Annotated in this window: 13 protein-coding genes and 1 tRNA gene; 3 read left to right on the plus strand and 11 right to left on the minus strand. The window is 51.6% G+C overall.

The features are described 5' to 3' along the window. Positions 1-195 precede the first annotated feature (195 nt). Positions 196-1,677 carry a glutamate--tRNA ligase gene (gltX, locus tag IEX86_RS06535; RefSeq protein WP_188865303.1) on the minus strand — a complete coding sequence of 494 codons (1,482 nt, stop codon included), beginning with the start codon at positions 1,675-1,677 and terminating at the stop codon, positions 196-198. 119 nt (positions 1,678-1,796) lie between these two features. Then, positions 1,797-3,806, minus strand: a complete 2,010-nt coding sequence (gene uvrB / locus IEX86_RS06540; RefSeq protein WP_188865304.1) for an excinuclease ABC subunit UvrB — start codon at positions 3,804-3,806, stop codon at positions 1,797-1,799. A gap of 293 nt (positions 3,807-4,099) precedes the next feature. On the opposite strand from uvrB, the gene IEX86_RS06545 reads away from it, so the two are divergent. The 3 genes from IEX86_RS06545 to IEX86_RS06555 all read left to right on the plus strand — a co-directional run bounded on the left by IEX86_RS06545 (position 4,100) and on the right by IEX86_RS06555 (position 7,227). Next, a complete protein-coding gene (locus IEX86_RS06545; RefSeq protein ID WP_188865305.1) occupies positions 4,100-5,296 on the plus strand; it encodes an amino acid aminotransferase in 1,197 nt (398 codons plus the stop codon). A 66-nt stretch (positions 5,297-5,362) separates the two neighbouring features. After that, a tRNA-Asn gene (locus IEX86_RS06550) sits at positions 5,363-5,438 on the plus strand. A gap of 271 nt (positions 5,439-5,709) precedes the next feature. Further along, positions 5,710-7,227, plus strand: coding sequence for an amino acid permease (locus tag IEX86_RS06555; protein ID WP_188865306.1), 1,518 nt, complete (start codon positions 5,710-5,712; stop codon positions 7,225-7,227). Positions 7,228-7,256: 29 nt separating this feature from the next. On the opposite strand, the gene IEX86_RS06560 is transcribed toward IEX86_RS06555, so the two are convergent. The 9 genes from IEX86_RS06560 to IEX86_RS06600 all read right to left on the minus strand — a co-directional run. Continuing rightward, complete coding sequence (locus IEX86_RS06560; RefSeq protein ID WP_188865307.1) at positions 7,257-8,660, minus strand: sigma-54-dependent transcriptional regulator; 1,404 nt, start codon at positions 8,658-8,660, stop codon at positions 7,257-7,259. After that, positions 8,657-9,862 (minus strand): sensor histidine kinase, encoded by a 1,206-nt coding sequence (locus IEX86_RS06565; protein ID WP_188865308.1) that lies wholly within the window; start codon positions 9,860-9,862, stop codon positions 8,657-8,659. The genes IEX86_RS06560 and IEX86_RS06565 overlap by 4 nt, the downstream gene beginning before the upstream one ends. Positions 9,863-9,953: 91 nt before the next feature. Then, complete coding sequence (locus IEX86_RS06570; RefSeq protein ID WP_188865309.1) at positions 9,954-11,435, minus strand: sigma-54 dependent transcriptional regulator; 1,482 nt, start codon at positions 11,433-11,435, stop codon at positions 9,954-9,956. A gap of 123 nt (positions 11,436-11,558) precedes the next feature. Then, positions 11,559-11,855, minus strand: a complete 297-nt coding sequence (locus IEX86_RS06575) for a flagellar protein FliT (protein WP_188865310.1) — start codon at positions 11,853-11,855, stop codon at positions 11,559-11,561. Positions 11,856-11,872: 17 nt separating this feature from the next. Continuing rightward, positions 11,873-12,259: a flagellar export chaperone FliS gene (fliS, locus tag IEX86_RS06580; RefSeq protein WP_188865311.1), complete on the minus strand. Its 387-nt coding sequence runs from the start codon at positions 12,257-12,259 to the stop codon at positions 11,873-11,875. Between the two features lie 114 nt (positions 12,260-12,373). Further along, a complete protein-coding gene (fliD, locus tag IEX86_RS06585; RefSeq protein ID WP_188865312.1) occupies positions 12,374-13,789 on the minus strand; it encodes a flagellar filament capping protein FliD in 1,416 nt (471 codons plus the stop codon). A 70-nt stretch (positions 13,790-13,859) separates the two neighbouring features. After that, on the minus strand, positions 13,860-14,213 hold the full coding sequence (locus tag IEX86_RS06590; RefSeq protein WP_188865313.1) for a flagellar protein FlaG: 354 nt from the start codon (positions 14,211-14,213) through the stop codon (positions 13,860-13,862). Positions 14,214-14,284: 71 nt separating this feature from the next. Next, entirely contained in the window at positions 14,285-15,133 is an 849-nt protein-coding gene (locus tag IEX86_RS06595; RefSeq protein WP_188865314.1) for a flagellin domain-containing protein, read from the minus strand. A 771-nt stretch (positions 15,134-15,904) separates the two neighbouring features. Beyond that, positions 15,905-16,054: flagellin (locus IEX86_RS06600; protein WP_268239855.1), on the minus strand; the 150-nt coding region annotated here is incomplete at its 5' end.

A 16,054-nucleotide genomic window follows, 5' to 3' on the forward strand; every position in this document is an offset into this window, starting at 1 on the left:
CGGACTTTCCGGCACCATCTAAATGAATGGGCGCCATGGTAGACCATGCAGCCATGGGAGCCCAACCCACGATTGCAGGATTACTCAATAACAACGCATCTATATGAACAGGGCTCATCGGCCTGATGCAGTGTAATCAGGTACCGTCAAATGAAGGCATAAAAAAGGCAGCGCAAAGATACGCTGCCCTTCTACCTACCCTAGAGTAGCAAGGAGCTTCTCCCACTCCTTGTTTTCCTTCTTGGATACGCCACCGAGTTGCTCAATGGCCTGACGCAGGCGAAAGCGTGTAAGGTCGGGCCCAAGAATTTCCATTGCATCAAGTACCGATACAGAGCTGGCCTGCCCCGTAATTGCTGCGAACATCAATGGCATTACATCACGCAGCTTAAGCTCAAGCCCCTCAGCCACGCCCTGAATGCACACCGTGATGTTGTCCTTGGTCCACTGCCGTAATGCTTCCAATTTCCAAAGAACCAACTGCATTACCTGTCGCACCTGATCTGGCGTGAGCTTCTTGTGAGCAAACAACCCTGTATCCAGCGGTAAGGCGCCGGCAAAAAAGAAGCTAGCCAGGGGCGCTATTTGGCTGAAGGTTTCAACACGTCCCTGGACATGAGGAGCGATCTTCATCATGTATTCAGGATTAAGCGCCCACTTTTGCACCTCGGTAGCAAACGCTTCCACACTCAACTCACGGATCCATTGCCCATTGAGCCACGACAATTTCTCGATATCGAAAATCGGCCCGCCAAGCGATATACGATTGATATCAAAGTACTCAATCATCTCATTTAGTGTGAATTTTTCGCGTTCATCCGGCATAGACCAACCCATGCGACCCAAATAGTTCAGCATGGCCTGAGGCAGGTAGCCCATACGCTCGTAGAAGGTCACGGAGGTTGGGTTCTTGCGCTTGGAAAGCTTGCTCTTATCTGGATTACGCAGCAATGGCATGTAGCATAGTGCCGGCTGCTCCCATCCAAAATATTCATACAGCTTGATGAGCTTAGGCGCTGAAGGCAACCACTCTTCACCACGTAGGACATGGGTAATACCCATCAGGTGATCATCGACCACGTTGGCCAGAAAATACGTCGGCAACCCGTCGGCTTTCATCAAGACCTGCATATCCATGCGGTCCCAAGGGATCTCAACATCGCCACGCAACATATCAGGCACGACACAGATACCTTCTGTCGGCACCTTCATTCGTACAACGTGGGATTCACCCTCTGCAATACGACGCTGAGCCTCAGACGGAGCAATATGTATGCAGTGACCATCATAGCGAGGCGTTTCCTTACGTGCCGTTTGTTCGGCACGGACCTGATCCAGACGCTCAGCCGAGCAAAAACACGGAAACGCGTGCCCCTTGGAGACCAGCTCATCGGAGTACTTTTTATAAATCTCGCCACGCTCGCTCTGGCGATAAGGGCCGTGCGGCCCTCCTACATCAGGACCCTCATCCCATTCGATCCCCAACCAACGCAACGCATCGTAGATCTGCTGCTCAGACTCACGTGTGGAGCGGAGCTGATCGGTATCCTCGATACGCAGGATGAACTGACCGCCATGCTGACGAGCAAAGCAGAGATTGAACAAGGCGATGTAAGCGGTACCGACATGGGGGTCGCCAGTAGGCGACGGCGCGATACGCGTGCGAACAGTGGTCATGGGAGGTCTCGACACAGAACAAAACAAAAGGAGATGGTAGCAGTGGAAAAGCCCTGGCTTCCAGCGCCGGAAACACAAAGGCCCGGCTTTAAGACCGGGCCTTTGTAGATAGCAGGCTTTTAAGCTGCTATGAGCCGCTCGCGCAGCTGCTGGATTTCGTCACGCAATTTGGCTGCAGCCTCGAACTCAAGGTCACGCGCCAACTTGAGCATGCGCTCCTCAAGCTGGGCAATTCGCTTGGTGATATCGGCTGGCGAACGTAGCTCGGCCTCATAACGACCGCTGTCCTCGGCGGCCTTGGCTGCACGGCGCTTGCCGCGGGCGCCTGGAACGGCCGCTCCCTCCATGATATCTCGAATATCCTTTTTGATTCCCTTGGGCACAATGCCGTTAGCCTCGTTAAAAGCCAGCTGCTTAACGCGACGTCGCTCCGTCTCATCAATAGCACGCTGCATGGAGCCAGTCATCGAGTCGGCATACAGAATCGCCTTGCCACTCAAGTTACGTGCTGCACGACCAATAGTCTGGATAAGAGAGCGCTCTGAACGCAGGAAGCCCTCTTTATCGGCATCAAGAATCGCGACCAATGACACCTCAGGCATATCCAACCCCTCACGGAGCAGGTTAATGCCGACAAGCACATCGAACGTCCCCATCCGTAAATCGCGGATGATCTCCACCCGCTCCACCGTATCAATATCAGAGTGCAGATAACGCACCCGGACATCATGGTCGGCCAGATAGTCCGTCAAGTCTTCAGCCATACGCTTGGTAAGGGTTGTTACCAGCACTCGCTCATCTTTGGCCACCCGTAGCCGGATCTCAGAAAGCAGGTCATCTACCTGGGTCGTTGCCGGACGGATTTCGATTTCTGGATCGACCAGACCGGTTGGACGTACCACCTGCTCAATGACTCGACCTGCGTGCTCTGCCTCATAAGGCCCTGGCGTTGCTGATACGAAAATAGTTTGCGGGCTGCCCGCCTCCCATTCTTCGAACCGCAGCGGGCGATTATCTAATGCAGAAGGAAGTCTAAACCCGTATTCGACCAGGGTCTCCTTACGCGACCGGTCCCCTTTGAACATTGCGCCAATCTGCGGCACCGTTACGTGGGATTCATCGATCACTAGCAGTGCATCTGCCGGCAGGTAGTCGTACAGTGTTGGCGGGGGCTCACCAGGCGCACGACCAGAGAGATAGCGAGAGTAATTTTCAATGCCATTGCAGTAACCCAGCTCCACGATCATTTCAAGATCAAAGCGGGTCCGCTGCTCAAGCCGCTGCGCTTCAAGCAGACGATTTTGCGAGCGCAGGAACTCAAGCCGATCCTTGAGTTCGGCCTTGATGTGCTCGATTGCCTCGAGCAACGTATCTCGCGGCGTAGCGTAGTGAGTCTTGGGGTAAAAAGTGAAGCGCGGCAGCTTTCTGATTACTTCCCCCGTCAGGGGATCAAAAGCAGAAAGGTTTTCCACTTCATCATCAAACAGCTCTACCCGAATAGCCTCAAGATCAGACTCAGCCGGGTAGATATCGATGACATCGCCACGCACTCGAAAGGTAGCCCGGGAGAACTCCATATCATTACGCGAATACTGCAACTCGATCAGACGCCTCAGTAATGTGCGCTGATCGATACGATCTCCTCGATCCAGGTGCAATACCATCTTGAGATACGCTTTGGGATCACCCAAGCCATAGATGGAAGACACCGATGCTACGATGATCGCATCCCGACGCTCCAGCAACGCCTTGGTTGCCGACAGACGCATCTGCTCAATGTGATCATTGATGGACGAGTCCTTCTCGATGAAGGTGTCCGATGAGGGCACATAAGCTTCTGGCTGATAATAATCGTAGTAAGAGACGAAATACTCTACAGAGTTATGAGGAAAAAACGCCTTGAATTCGCCATACAGCTGGGCTGCCAATGTTTTATTGGGCGCCAATACAATCGTGGGCCGCTGAATTTGAGCGATAACATTGGCGATACTGAACGTCTTACCCGATCCGGTCACGCCCAACAATGTCTGGTGTGATAAACCAGCATTAATCCCCTCGACCATCTGGCGAATCGCCTCTGGCTGGTCACCGGCAGGGGTATAACGTGTAGACAATTGAAATGCAGACATGAGCTTCCTCAAGAGGAGGTGCAGAGAGCCGTCCTGCCCGAGATGCACCCGAAAACCGACACTAACCCAGCGTTTCGCTGTCTGTGCGCCTGGAATGACCTTGCTATCCAGAACTATTTATATGCGTCCTGACGACCCTTTTTTCAAGCATTGAACATTAGTCTAGATGCGACCAGCCGAAACCTGTTTTTTGTCGCTCAGACAGACGATGCCCGCTATACTGTCACCCCGCTTGCGCACAATGGCAATCGGGTCTTGTGCGTGTTTCATTCCTCTATTCGAGCTTGCGCACAATGAGTTTGTTCTCTGCCGTCGAAATGGCTGCCCGTGATCCAATCCTGGGCCTCAACGAAGCCTTCAATGCCGATGCCCGTCCGACCAAGGTCAATCTGGGTGTAGGCGTCTATTACGACGAACAGGGCCGCATTCCCCTGCTACGTGCAGTAGAAGAGGCTGAAAAGAAACGCGTTGTAGCGCGTGCTCCACGCGGCTATCTGCCGATCGATGGCATCGCTGCTTATGACGAAGCTGTACAAACCCTATTGTTTGGCCAAGGCTCACCTCTGATCACCAAAGGGCGCGTCGCTACTGTCCAGGCGCTGGGGGGAACGGGTGCGTTAAAAGTAGGTGCCGACTTCCTTAAGCGCCTCTTACCGGATGCCGTAGTAGCCATTAGTGATCCGAGCTGGGAAAACCATCGAGCCCTATTCGAGGCGGCTGGCTTCCCTGTACAAAACTATCGTTACTATCACGCCGCGACCAACGGCTTGAATCGTGGAGGTCTATTAGAGGACCTGAACGCCCTTCCTCCGCGTTCCATTGTCGTATTGCATGCGTGCTGCCACAACCCGACCGGCGTTGATCTGCAATTAGACGACTGGAAGGAAATACTTGAAGTCATCAAAACGCGCGAGCATGTACCCTTCCTAGATCTCGCTTATCAAGGTTTTGGAGATGGCATTGAGGAAGATGCTGCTGCCGTTCGCCTATTCGCAGATTCTGGACTGACTTTTTTCGTTTCCAGCTCATTCTCAAAGTCCTTTTCCCTATATGGTGAGCGTGTAGGCGCGCTCTCGATCGTGACCGCTGACCGGGAAGAAACAGCTCGAGTCCTATCGCAGATCAAGCGTGTCGTGCGCACCAACTACTCTAACCCTCCGACCCACGGCGCCACCATTGTGGCAACCGTTTTGCGTGACCCCGAGCTACGTGCCATGTGGGAAGCCGAGCTGGCTGAAATGCGCGATCGCATCCGCAGTATGCGCCACGCGTTGGTAGAAAGGCTTAATGCAGCCGGAGCCAAACGTGACTTCAGCTTTGTTAATGAGCAGCGCGGTATGTTCTCTTATTCGGGACTGACTACCGATCAGGTCGAGCGCTTGAAAACCGAGTTTGGCATCTATGCTGTAGGGACTGGCCGGATCTGTGTAGCAGCACTGAACAGGAACAACCTGGACAGTGTTATCAAGGCCATTGCCCAAGTTTTATAAGCGTGTTTTTTGTCTAAGGAGAAGTGTTGACTTCTCCTTAGCAATCAGTAAGATACGTCTTGTTGTTCCGCGATAGCTCAGTCGGTAGAGCAAATGACTGTTAATCATTGGGTCCCTGGTTCGAGTCCAGGTCGCGGAGCCAAATTCAAAACCCAGCCAATGGCTGGGTTTTTTTATGGACGCACCTATACTTCCCACATCAGCGTTCATGTAGAAATTCAATAGCGATCAGGCGCCTTGCGCTTTCCTTTTGCTGTACACTCCCGCCCTTTTTGCAAACGGCGCTTTGCACCCAGGCACTACTTTAAACAGTTGCCTGCGTTGTAAGAGCCCTTCACTGGCAACGCCGGTGAGCATTATCCGAGTCTGGAGACTATTACCAGACCCTTGCTGCCTTAGTTGGACCTTTTGTTATGACTGCCGCCTCCTTTCCTCCGGAACAGCCGACTGCCTCGCAGGGGCACCCCACAGCAGAGCAAACCGCCACACCGGAAAAGCCTCATCTGAACCGGGTACTAAAACCCAGGCACTTGAACATGATTGCCATTGGGGGCTCGATTGGTACAGGGCTTTTCGTTGCGTCAGGGGCCACTATTGCTTCGGCAGGTCCTGGCGGCGCCCTGCTCGCCTATGCCTTGATTGGTCTCATGGTGTATTTCCTCATGACGAGCCTTGGCGAGATGGCCGCCTACATGCCAGTCTCAGGTTCTTTCAGCACATACGGTAGCCGCTTTGTCGAGGATGGGTTTGGCTTCGCTCTGGGTTGGAATTATTGGTACAACTGGGCAGTAACGATTGCAGCTGAGCTGGTCGCCGCACAGTTGATCATGAGCTTCTGGTTTCCAGACACTCCCGGAATCGTTTGGAGTGCTGGCTTCCTTGCGTTGATGTTCTTACTGAACGTCTTCTCGGCGCGAGGCTTTGGTGAGAGCGAATTCTGGTTTGCCCTGATCAAGGTGCTGACTGTGGTCATTTTCATCGGCATTGGTCTCGCCAGCATATTCGGCATTATGCATGGCGTCGAAGCACCGGGCTTTTCCAACTTCACCCTAGGCGAGGCGCCCTTCGTTGGCGGCCTTCAGGCTATGGTAGGTGTCGCCATGATTGCCGGCTTTTCCTTTCAAGGAACGGAACTGATTGGCGTGGCGGCCGGCGAATCGGAAAACCCAAAAAAGAATATCCCGATCGCGATCCGCCAGGTCTTCTGGCGAATCCTGATGTTCTACATCCTGGCTATTTTTGTAATTGCCATGCTGATTCCTTATACGGACCCACGCCTACTGCAAAACGAAGCCAGTGATATCAGCGTTTCTCCGTTCACTTTACTCTTTGAGCGAGCAGGCTTCGCGGCGGCTGCCGGCGTGATGAATGCAGTTATCCTCTCTGCCATTCTATCTGCCGGAACCTCTGGCATGTACGCATCGACGCGCATGCTATTTAGTCTGGCACAGCAAGGAAAAGCACCACGCCTATTCGCCAACGTTTCGCGAAACGGTGTTCCACGTAATGCCCTATATGCGACCACGCTAGTAGGCGCATTATGCTTCCTGACCTCAATTGTCGGGGATAAAGTCCTGTATACCTGGCTTCTGAATACGTCAGGCATGTGTGGTTTCATCGCATGGCTGGGTATTGCCATTTCCCATTACCGATTCCGCAAGGGATATACCGCCCAAGGAGGGAGACTCGAAGACCTTCCTTACCGAGCCAAGCTTTTCCCCTTCGGGCCGCTGCTTGCGTTCGCCCTCTGCCTGTTTATTACCATGGGGCAGAACTACACGGCGCTTATTGGCGACAAGATTGACTGGGCGGGACTGGCTGCCACCTATATCAGCATTCCACTGTTTTTGCTGATCTGGCTAGGCTACCGTTTCAAGCACCGCAGCCGACTGGTTCGCTATAAAGAGATGGACCTCAGTTCAAGCGACTAACGTTTAGGACCCCGGCTCCTAGCCGGGGTCTAGCTGGCATACAGATACGCTTCAATATCGATACCCGCCTCACGCATCTGAGCAAGCTTATACCGTAGAGTACGCGCGCTGATACCTAGCCGATCAGCAGCTTCTTTTCGCCTTCCCCGCTCAGCTCGTAACGTCTCCATGATTACCTCGAATTCACGACGACGTAAGTCATCACCCAGCACCCCAGCCGTTGACGATTCCTCAAGCGCCGCCTGGTTTGAAGGCGCCTTGACTGCAACCACCGGCGGAACAATGTCATGTGCAATGAAATCTGGAGCGGTTTGAAGACATAAGTCCTCCGGCTCAATGGTACCCGCCTGCTGGAGGATCAGGGCCCGTTGCACCGCATTATCCAACTCACGAACATTCCCTGGCCAACCGTAGCACTCAAGTAGTCGGATAGCTCCCGCTGAAAAAACAATACCGGCTTGTCCCAGCCTGGTAGCGTGCTTATTCAAAAGACGCTCTGCGAGCGGCAGGATATCGGCTGGACGCTCACGAAGCGGCCGCCATGCCAAAGGGAAAACGGACAGTCGATAGTATAAATCCTCTCGAAAACGCCCCGCTGCCACCTCGGAGGCAAGGTCCCGATTGGTTGTTGCCAATACCCGAATATCAACCTGCTTGGGTTTTCGTGCCCCAACACGCTCGACCTCCCGCTCTTGTAACACTCGTAAGAGCTTGGCCTGTAGTCCTAGAGGCATTTCAGAAACTTCATCCAGCAGAATAGTGCCGCCATCAGCCAACTCAAACTTACCTGGCTGCGAGGCAATAGCACCGGTAAAGGCACCCTTTTCATGTCCAAACAACGTAGCCTCAAACATGTTGTCTGGAATAGCTGCACAGTTAATGGCAACAAAAGGTCCCGCCGCACGCATTGACAGCAGATGAATATAACGAGCTAATACCTCTTTGCCCGTACCAGACTCCCCTGAAATCAAAACGGTTGAATCACTCTTTGCGACACGAGCAGCCAAGGCTAAAAGCTGACGACTCGCCGGCTCGCGGGCAACAGGGCTACTACACCCGTCGATAGCCTGGTTATTTACGACGTAGCGCTCAACTCGATCTAACAGCACCTGTGGATCGAATGGCTTGACCAGATAATCCACGGCACCCTGCCGCATAGCCTCTACAGCTCGTTGAATGGAGCCGAAAGCAGTCATCAGCAGGACGGGCACGTGCCATCTCTTTTGCTGAATGCAGACCATGAGCTGATGACCATCCATACCGCCCATGTTCACATCACTGATAACCAGTACATAGGCATTCTGGCTCAGCGCTACCAGTGCTGCCTCTGCGCTATCGACAGAATCAAAATCAAAGCCACCTACTTCTAACGTATCCTCTAGCGCTTCGCGCAGGGCTGCGTCATCTTCCACCAGCAAAATGCGAGCACTCATAAACCATTCTCCATGAGCACCAGCCGCGGACTATGAAGTGGCAACACAAATGTCATGCATGTTCCCCTACTCGGCCTTGAGCGAATCAGCAGGTCTCCCTGATGAGCCTTGGCTACAGTCCTAGCTACAGTCATGCCCAAACCGGTTCCCATTGGTTTAGTCGTGAAAAAGGGCTCGCCGAGTCGCTTAAGCGTCTCAACGGTCATACCAGGGCCGCTATCGCTAATAGACAACCGTAGGGTGTCCTGCTTGGCGTATGCATGAATCTTGTACCGAGCCGCCTTGCCCGCCGCCTGCACTGCGTTATGGATGACATTCATCACAGCGCCTACCAGCGTATCTCGATTACACAGCACCTCCCCCACGAACGCATCACACTGCCATCGCAGCTGCAAGTCTTCCAGGTAAGGATTGGCGGTCGATTGAATAGCGGCGAACAACTGAACAGGGGAAACGCGATCGTTAAGCGGCAGCTCGCCTCGAGCAAAGATCAACATGTCCTGAACCTGATTTTCAAGTTCATGGAGACGGTCTTTGAGTCGGCTGGCAAATCGCTGCTGCTGCTCGAATGGCAACGGTCGTTCAGATAGGTGGCCTGCGTATAACATTGCTGCCGAGAGCGGCGTACGAATCTGATGCGCAAGCGAAGCGACCATACGCCCCATGGAGGACAAGCGCTCATGGCGAGCCAGCTGTTCCTGGAGGCGTCGAGTTTCGGTCATATCGTTCAACATGATGAGTTGACCAGGCTCACTGTCTAATGAGCGAGTCGCTAAGGAAACGCGCCGGCCATTCTTGAGGGACACTTCGTGGCCGTCATCCTTACGGGGCGCAAAACAGCGACCAATGACCTTTCGCCATAGCACCCCTATCAGCGGCTCACCCAAGAGAGCGACTGCGACTGGATTGGCTTCACAGACGACTCCATGGCCATCAAGGACAATGATTCCCGCTGGCAGGATATCGAGAAGACTCTGTAGACGGCTAGCAAGCCGCTCCTTCTCTGCCAATTCCTGGGCACGCTGAGCGGTTTCACGCGCAAGCTCACCCTTCAGATCAACTAAACGGTTTTCAAGCCAACCGTATGGCTCATTGAACAGGTCCGAAATAGGCTCAAACAAAACACTGGCTTGTTCAAGTGTTCGCTTGACCTCATCCGTAGAAGGCTTATTGGAAGGAACCGGCGTTACAGATGAACTCATACGATACTCTCTGTTTAATGACAGGAAGTCGTCACCAAACAGAGAGTGTGCAAGCTGCGTGCCGTCAGAACAGAAGTATTACAGCCAAGCGTTACTCTTCATCAGTAAGCTCGTCCTCACGGCGTCCCATACCATACTTACGCATCTTTTCGACCAATGTGGTACGCCTGATACGTAAACGCTCAGCGGCACGAGCCACCACGCCCCCCGCATCATCAAGTGCTTGCTGAATAAGGCTTTGCTCAAGATTAGCCAGATAATCCTTGAGATCCAACCCATCAGAGGGCAGAAGCGCTGAAGAAGCTACCGGACCCGGAAGACTGGCTAACGCAACGGCCTCCCTCTCCTCCAGCTCTTCACGCAAAGAGGTCGTCATCGCATCGTTTTCGTCTTCGACGTAACGGAATTTCTGTGGCAGCTCAGCTACACCAATCACACCATAAGGATGCATGATCGCTAATCGCTCAACAAGGTTAGCAAGCTCACGCACGTTACCCGGCCAGCTATGGCGACACAGGGACATGATAGCGGCAGAATTAAAACGGATAGAGCCACGCTTTTCATGCTCCATTCGAGAAATCAGTTCATTGATGAGCAGTGGAATATCCTCTGCACGATCTCTCAAAGGTGGCATATCGATTGGGAAAACGTTAAGACGGTAAAACAAGTCCTCACGGAAGGACCCATTCTCAATCATCTTCTCCAGATTCTTGTGGGTAGCCGCAATAATACGAACATCGACCGTTTGCGTCTTATTACTGCCTACGCGCTCGTAGGTCCGCTCCTGCAGTACACGCAGCAACTTAACCTGCATGTTCAGTGGCATATCTCCAATTTCATCCAGAAAAAGCGTACCCGTATTTGCCAACTCAAAACGCCCTGCTCGGTTGGTAATGGCGCCGGTAAAAGCACCTTTTTCATGACCGAACAGCTCACTCTCCAAGAGTTCAGCTGGGATAGCACCGCAATTCACCGGAACGAAGGGGCCGTCTTTTCGCTTTGAATGGAAGTGCAAGTTACGTGCAACAACTTCCTTACCCGTACCTGACTCACCCAGGATCAGTACGCTGGCTTCGGTATCTGCTACCTGCTGCATCATCTTGCGCACGCCTTGAATAGCGCGGCTTGTGCCCACCAGGCTGCGGAAGAGGTTAGGCTCACGCTGCCGCCCGCGATCCCGCGCCTGGTCGTACATGTCCCGGTAGACCTGAGCACGATGAAGTGAGTCGAGCAGTCTGTTGTACGAAACAGGGACATCCAGCGTAGCCAGAATGCGCCTACGCACATCGTCCGGCCAATCACTATAGACCGTAGCCCCCATAAGCAGGACGGGAAGAACCTCGTCGAACTCTGCAAGCTTTTTTAACAGCTCGACACTTCCTCCTGACGCGTCAACCCGTCCCAACAACAAGCACAGTACAGACCGGCTATTCTCAAACGACGCGACGGTCTGCTCCCAATCGTCACTCGTACACGCGACATGTTCTTCACCTAGAAAGGTCAGAATGACGGTGAGATCGTGGCGACGGCTTGCGTCATCTTCTATAAGGAGGATCTTGGTTTCACGCCACATCTTCTAATATTCCCTTTCCGCCGAAGACCACTAACAGGCATAGCCCTAGTAAAGTCAAAACTGTGAGAAGAGTCAATTTTATGGCGTGATTTCTTTCAACTGTTTAGTTCCGCTGGTCGTCTTTTAACCAAACAATTTATATACATTAGCTGCTTTTTGAGAACGCTTCGCTTTAGAGGCTTCCCTGGCAATTTCATTGCGCTGCATACGGCTGGCATATATGAGCTTTCCATAGAAAGCCATTAGCTTCTCTAAACTTAGTCGCAAAGCGTCATCGTCTCGCGGAAGCTCACGCATAGCCTCGTCTATATGAGCACGACAGGCAAAATCAAGGGACCCGATAGAGTCCCAATCTTGACATTCGAGCGCAGCAGCCAAAGCATCTCTTGTTTCGTCTAATCGCTGAATTGCCAATGACATAACCCAACCTCCTTTACTCAAGCCGCCGGTGCGATACCGTCCCAGCCCTCTTTTATAGTGCGTAGAAGCTTGGCAACCTCATCAATCTTAGCTTCATCATTGTGCTGATTAGCTTCGATCAGGCGCTGGATCATATAGACGTATAAGTCATTAAGGTTGACAGCGACTTCCCCTCCCTTTTCAGGATTCAATGACTCCCGCAAACCACCGATAATATCGATAGCCTTACCGATTAGAATCCCCTTTTCAGCAACCTGCCCACGATTGATAGCTCCCTTGGCTTGAGCCAGGCGAGACAGGCCGCCTTCCATAAGCATCTGAATCAAGCGATGGGGATTGGCTTCTACTACTTGAGCGTGCGTATTCACCTGCTGGTAATGACGCATGGCCGACTTGGCATACATGGAGTGAACTCCTCACGTATATGTTTTCGATATCCCTGTATCGGCCTAAATAGCGAAAGCTTTAAATGCAAAAGCCCGATTTAGAATCGGGCTTTTGCAATCTCGCCAAACTGTTTATTCTTTACGATTATTAAGAGCATTAAGCGTAGTCATAACACTAGTACTGGTGGCATTTAGCTGGGCCACTAAGCTATCCATAGCATTGTACTTGGCATTAAGTGTCGCTTCGAGCTTCTCAATTCGCAGATCAAGTGCTGACTGCTGCTCAACCAAGTCTGCCAAAGTAGTTTTGAGGCTGATCTCACGACTGTTTAAAATCCCCTTGGATTCAGTATAAGTCTGCACCCTGCTATCAAGTCTTTTAAGAAGCCCTGTATCCCCTGTAAAGAAACTCGATACAGCGGTATAGTTTTCTGCCAGCGCTTTATCCAACTTGGTACTATTCACCTCTAGTGTGCCGTCTTGCTTGGTCATAATGCCCAGCTGAGACAACATACTGATTCCAGTAGTGCTATTACTTTGTACATTCGTAAGCTCATTACGAATGTCGCTTAACAGACTACGAACTGTAGCATCTCCGGTTAGGGCTGATGCAGTAGTGGATGTACTGTCAGAAGAAACTGAAGAAGATACCTTGGTTAAAGAACTCGCTGTCTTCATCAATGCGTTATAAGCATCGACGAATGTTTGCACAGACGTTTTCAACCCGTCTTTATCGGCAGAGACCGAAACAGTAGAAGCACCTATACCTGTAAGGGTCAGGTTAAGCCCACTGATAGTCTTATCCAGCGTATTGCTAGGACTGGTCATTTCCAGACCATCTACGGTAAAGCTGGCATCTGCTGGACGCGCCGATACATAACCACTGACAAGCTTACCGTTGGCATCCTTAACTTGTGTCGTTCCATCTACTGCAAAGGCAGAAAGAGCCGTGTCACTGGTGGCGATGGAAATATCTGTACCCGCTCCGGTAGCTGTCGAACTTAAAACTAGTCGGCTACCAGACGAGTCAGTCACAATGTTGGCAGTAATACCTTTGCTTTGCAGCTGCTGGTTGATGGCGTCACGAACACCAGATAGAGATGTCCCTTCAGCTATATCAATGTCATAAGAGCTACCAGCACCAGAAGCAGAACCTTGAGTAATGGTTAGCTTACCAGCTGCAGAGGTTGTTGCATCAGCTGCCATGACTTGAGTGGTGACCTTGGAGCCAGTCGCTAGGCTCTTCACATCAAGAGAGTAGCTACCTCCTATTGCACCACTGCTTGAAGTTACAGTAACTGCTTTGTCATTGGAGGACTTAGCACTTAGTCCAATGAATGCAGACTCGCTGTTAAGCTTGCTCATTGAACTCTTGAAGGTTTCAAGAGCACTTTTCAGACTACCAATAGCTGAAAGCGTAGTGTTTGCCTTCTTTGTCTGAGTATCAATTTGGTTTTGCTTAGGTGACTTTTCAGCCCCAACCAACGCCTCGACAATGGCTTTAGTATTAACAGTTGAACCAAGACCACTAAATGAAATACCTGCCATGATTTTTGCCTCAACAAAATTTTGACTGCTTAGTCTTCATGGATGTAAACAAGCATTAACCAGGCCAGTTTTAAACTTTTTCCTGGAGAAGCCCGCTACTGTCATCTCTTAAATTCTGAGCCAGCTTGAGCGCTTCCTCAGATGGAAGCTGCCTAATGAGCTCGCCACTCTCTTTAGCAATCACTTTAACGACAACCGTACCGGTACTATCATCAATTGAAAATTCAAGGTTTCTCTGTACTGAATCAACGAAATCCTGAATATCTTTGACAGCCTGCTTGATATCATTAGTGTCTGGTTTAACTTGATCAGCTTTAGAGGAAGTAACATCCTTTGAAGCCGGACGATCACTGAGACTAGCATCCGCCTTGGCGGAGTTTCCGCTGTGGGCGTAAACCGTATTCAGCTTGACATTCATGTCCATGTCATCACCTCACAAACAAGAAAACGAGGGAATGCTTTCGCACCCCCTCGTTGCTAGCGACTAAACGCTCATTACTGGAGCAGCTTAAGTACAGCGTTCGGCAGCTGATTGGCCTGGGCCAGAATCGCAGTCGAAGCCTGCTGCAGGGTCTGCTGCTTGGTCATCTCTGATGTCTCGGCAGCAAAGTCAGCATCCTGAGTACGGCTGCGAGCAGCAGTGGCGTTCTCAGAAATGTTCTGCAGGTTGGAGATCGTGCTGCTCATACGGTTCTGCACGGCACCCAGGTCGGCACGCTTGGAGTTGATGGTGTCCATCGCGAGGTCGATTGCAGCGATCGATGCGTCTACTGCAGTGTGAGTCGTTGCGTTGTCTGTGCCCGTGATGCCAAGACCGGCAACACCCAGATCGGTGGCATCAAAGCCAGAACTCAGGTCAATCGAAATCACTTCGTTAGTGCCAGTGTTCGCGCCTACCTGGAACTGCATGGTACCGGCAGAGCCGTCCAACAGCTGCTTGTCCTTACCAAAGGTAGTCGTATTGGCAATACGGCTCAGTTCTTCGGTCATTGCAGTGAATTCAGCATTCAGTGCGTTACGGTCTTTTTCGCTGTTGCTGTCGTTACGGGACTGCAGGGCCAGTTCGCGCATACGCTGCAGGATGTTGGTGGACTCTTGCAGAGCACCTTCAGCAGTCTGAGCGATAGAGATACCGTCGTTGGCGTTCTTGACCGCTACGTTCAGACCACGGATCTGGCTGGTCAGACGGTTGGCGATCTGCAGGCCGGCGGCGTCGTCTTTGGCGCTGTTGATTTTCAGGCCAGAGGACAGGCGCTGCATGGAGCTGCTCAGGCTGTCGGAAGCACGGTTCAGGTTCTTCTGAACAGACAAGGAGGCAACGTTAGTGTTTACGGTCATAGCCATGATGAGATACTCACAAAGTCATTTGATTGATACCCCGGCCTGGCGGTTGCCTCAGCGGCCTGGAGAACTTACGTTTAAGTTATCGGCGTTTGCTCAATTTGCTTTAGGAAAATTCTCTTCGGTATTTCCCAAACAGTTGGCCTACCTCGCCATCCATCATGCTCAAGAGCATGATGACTTAAACTGGTTACTCTCTATTTCGGCCCGACTCCGATTTACTTTAGCGAAAATTTATTTTTATTAATAAACCATTCTACAAAGCCAGAAAGTTGGCACCACCAGATAAAAAGCCAATTAAATGGCTTACCTATAAACATAAAGCGTCCAACTTATTACTAGGCTTTGTACGAAAAATATCTACGCATTGGTGATGCTTTGTTAAAAATCGATTCGGAATGCTTATGTACAGCATGTAAACTCCGCTTCCTTACTGACTTTTGCCTCGTCTGACTTTCGCTCGAAGACTTTTTGTACAGAGCTTAATAGTCAATTAACGGGACCTAGGGTTTGTACCAAGAGCAGCGTCGCATGCAGTACAAAACGCACGCCAGATTAGTCATATCTTTAAACTCTTGGCTAGCTTGTCGTCTCGGTCGCTAGCTTGGCCTTTTTTCTTAACCAGCCGAATACTGTTCAATAACGTTGCGCTGCTTGTACTTAGGTTGGCTGAACAACCTGAGCAGCCTTTGTGTAGGCCGGCTTTAGCAAAGAACGCCCACACAAATAAAAGGGGGATGCTTTCGCATCCCCTTTTGTTAATAGCGGCTCTGATTAGTTGAGCAGCTTGAGCACAGCGTTCGGCAGCTGGTTGGCCTGGGCCAGGATCGCAGTCGAAGCCTGCTGCAGGGTCTGCTGCTTGGTCATCTCTGATGTCTCGGCAGCAAAGTCAGCATCCTGAGTACGGCTGCGAGCAGCAGTGGC

This window comes from Pseudomonas asuensis, assembly GCF_014646755.1.
In the GTDB taxonomy this organism is placed as follows: Bacteria; Pseudomonadota; Gammaproteobacteria; order Pseudomonadales; family Pseudomonadaceae; genus Chryseomonas; species Chryseomonas asuensis.

Coding starts and splice junctions, on each gene's coding strand:
- gltX (WP_188865303.1), bottom strand. CDS start 1,677: ATGACCACTGTTCGCACGCGTATCGCGCCGTCGCCTACTGGCGACCCC.
- uvrB (WP_188865304.1), bottom strand. CDS start 3,806: ATGTCTGCATTTCAATTGTCTACACGTTATACCCCTGCCGGTGACCAG.
- IEX86_RS06545 (WP_188865305.1), top strand. CDS start 4,100: ATGAGTTTGTTCTCTGCCGTCGAAATGGCTGCCCGTGATCCAATCCTG.
- IEX86_RS06555 (WP_188865306.1), top strand. CDS start 5,710: ATGACTGCCGCCTCCTTTCCTCCGGAACAGCCGACTGCCTCGCAGGGG.
- IEX86_RS06560 (WP_188865307.1), bottom strand. CDS start 8,660: ATGAGTGCTCGCATTTTGCTGGTGGAAGATGACGCAGCCCTGCGCGAA.
- IEX86_RS06565 (WP_188865308.1), bottom strand. CDS start 9,862: ATGAGTTCATCTGTAACGCCGGTTCCTTCCAATAAGCCTTCTACGGAT.
- IEX86_RS06570 (WP_188865309.1), bottom strand. CDS start 11,435: ATGTGGCGTGAAACCAAGATCCTCCTTATAGAAGATGACGCAAGCCGT.
- IEX86_RS06575 (WP_188865310.1), bottom strand. CDS start 11,855: ATGTCATTGGCAATTCAGCGATTAGACGAAACAAGAGATGCTTTGGCT.
- fliS (WP_188865311.1), bottom strand. CDS start 12,259: ATGTATGCCAAGTCGGCCATGCGTCATTACCAGCAGGTGAATACGCAC.
- fliD (WP_188865312.1), bottom strand. CDS start 13,789: ATGGCAGGTATTTCATTTAGTGGTCTTGGTTCAACTGTTAATACTAAA.
- IEX86_RS06590 (WP_188865313.1), bottom strand. CDS start 14,213: ATGGACATGAATGTCAAGCTGAATACGGTTTACGCCCACAGCGGAAAC.
- IEX86_RS06595 (WP_188865314.1), bottom strand. CDS start 15,133: ATGGCTATGACCGTAAACACTAACGTTGCCTCCTTGTCTGTTCAGAAG.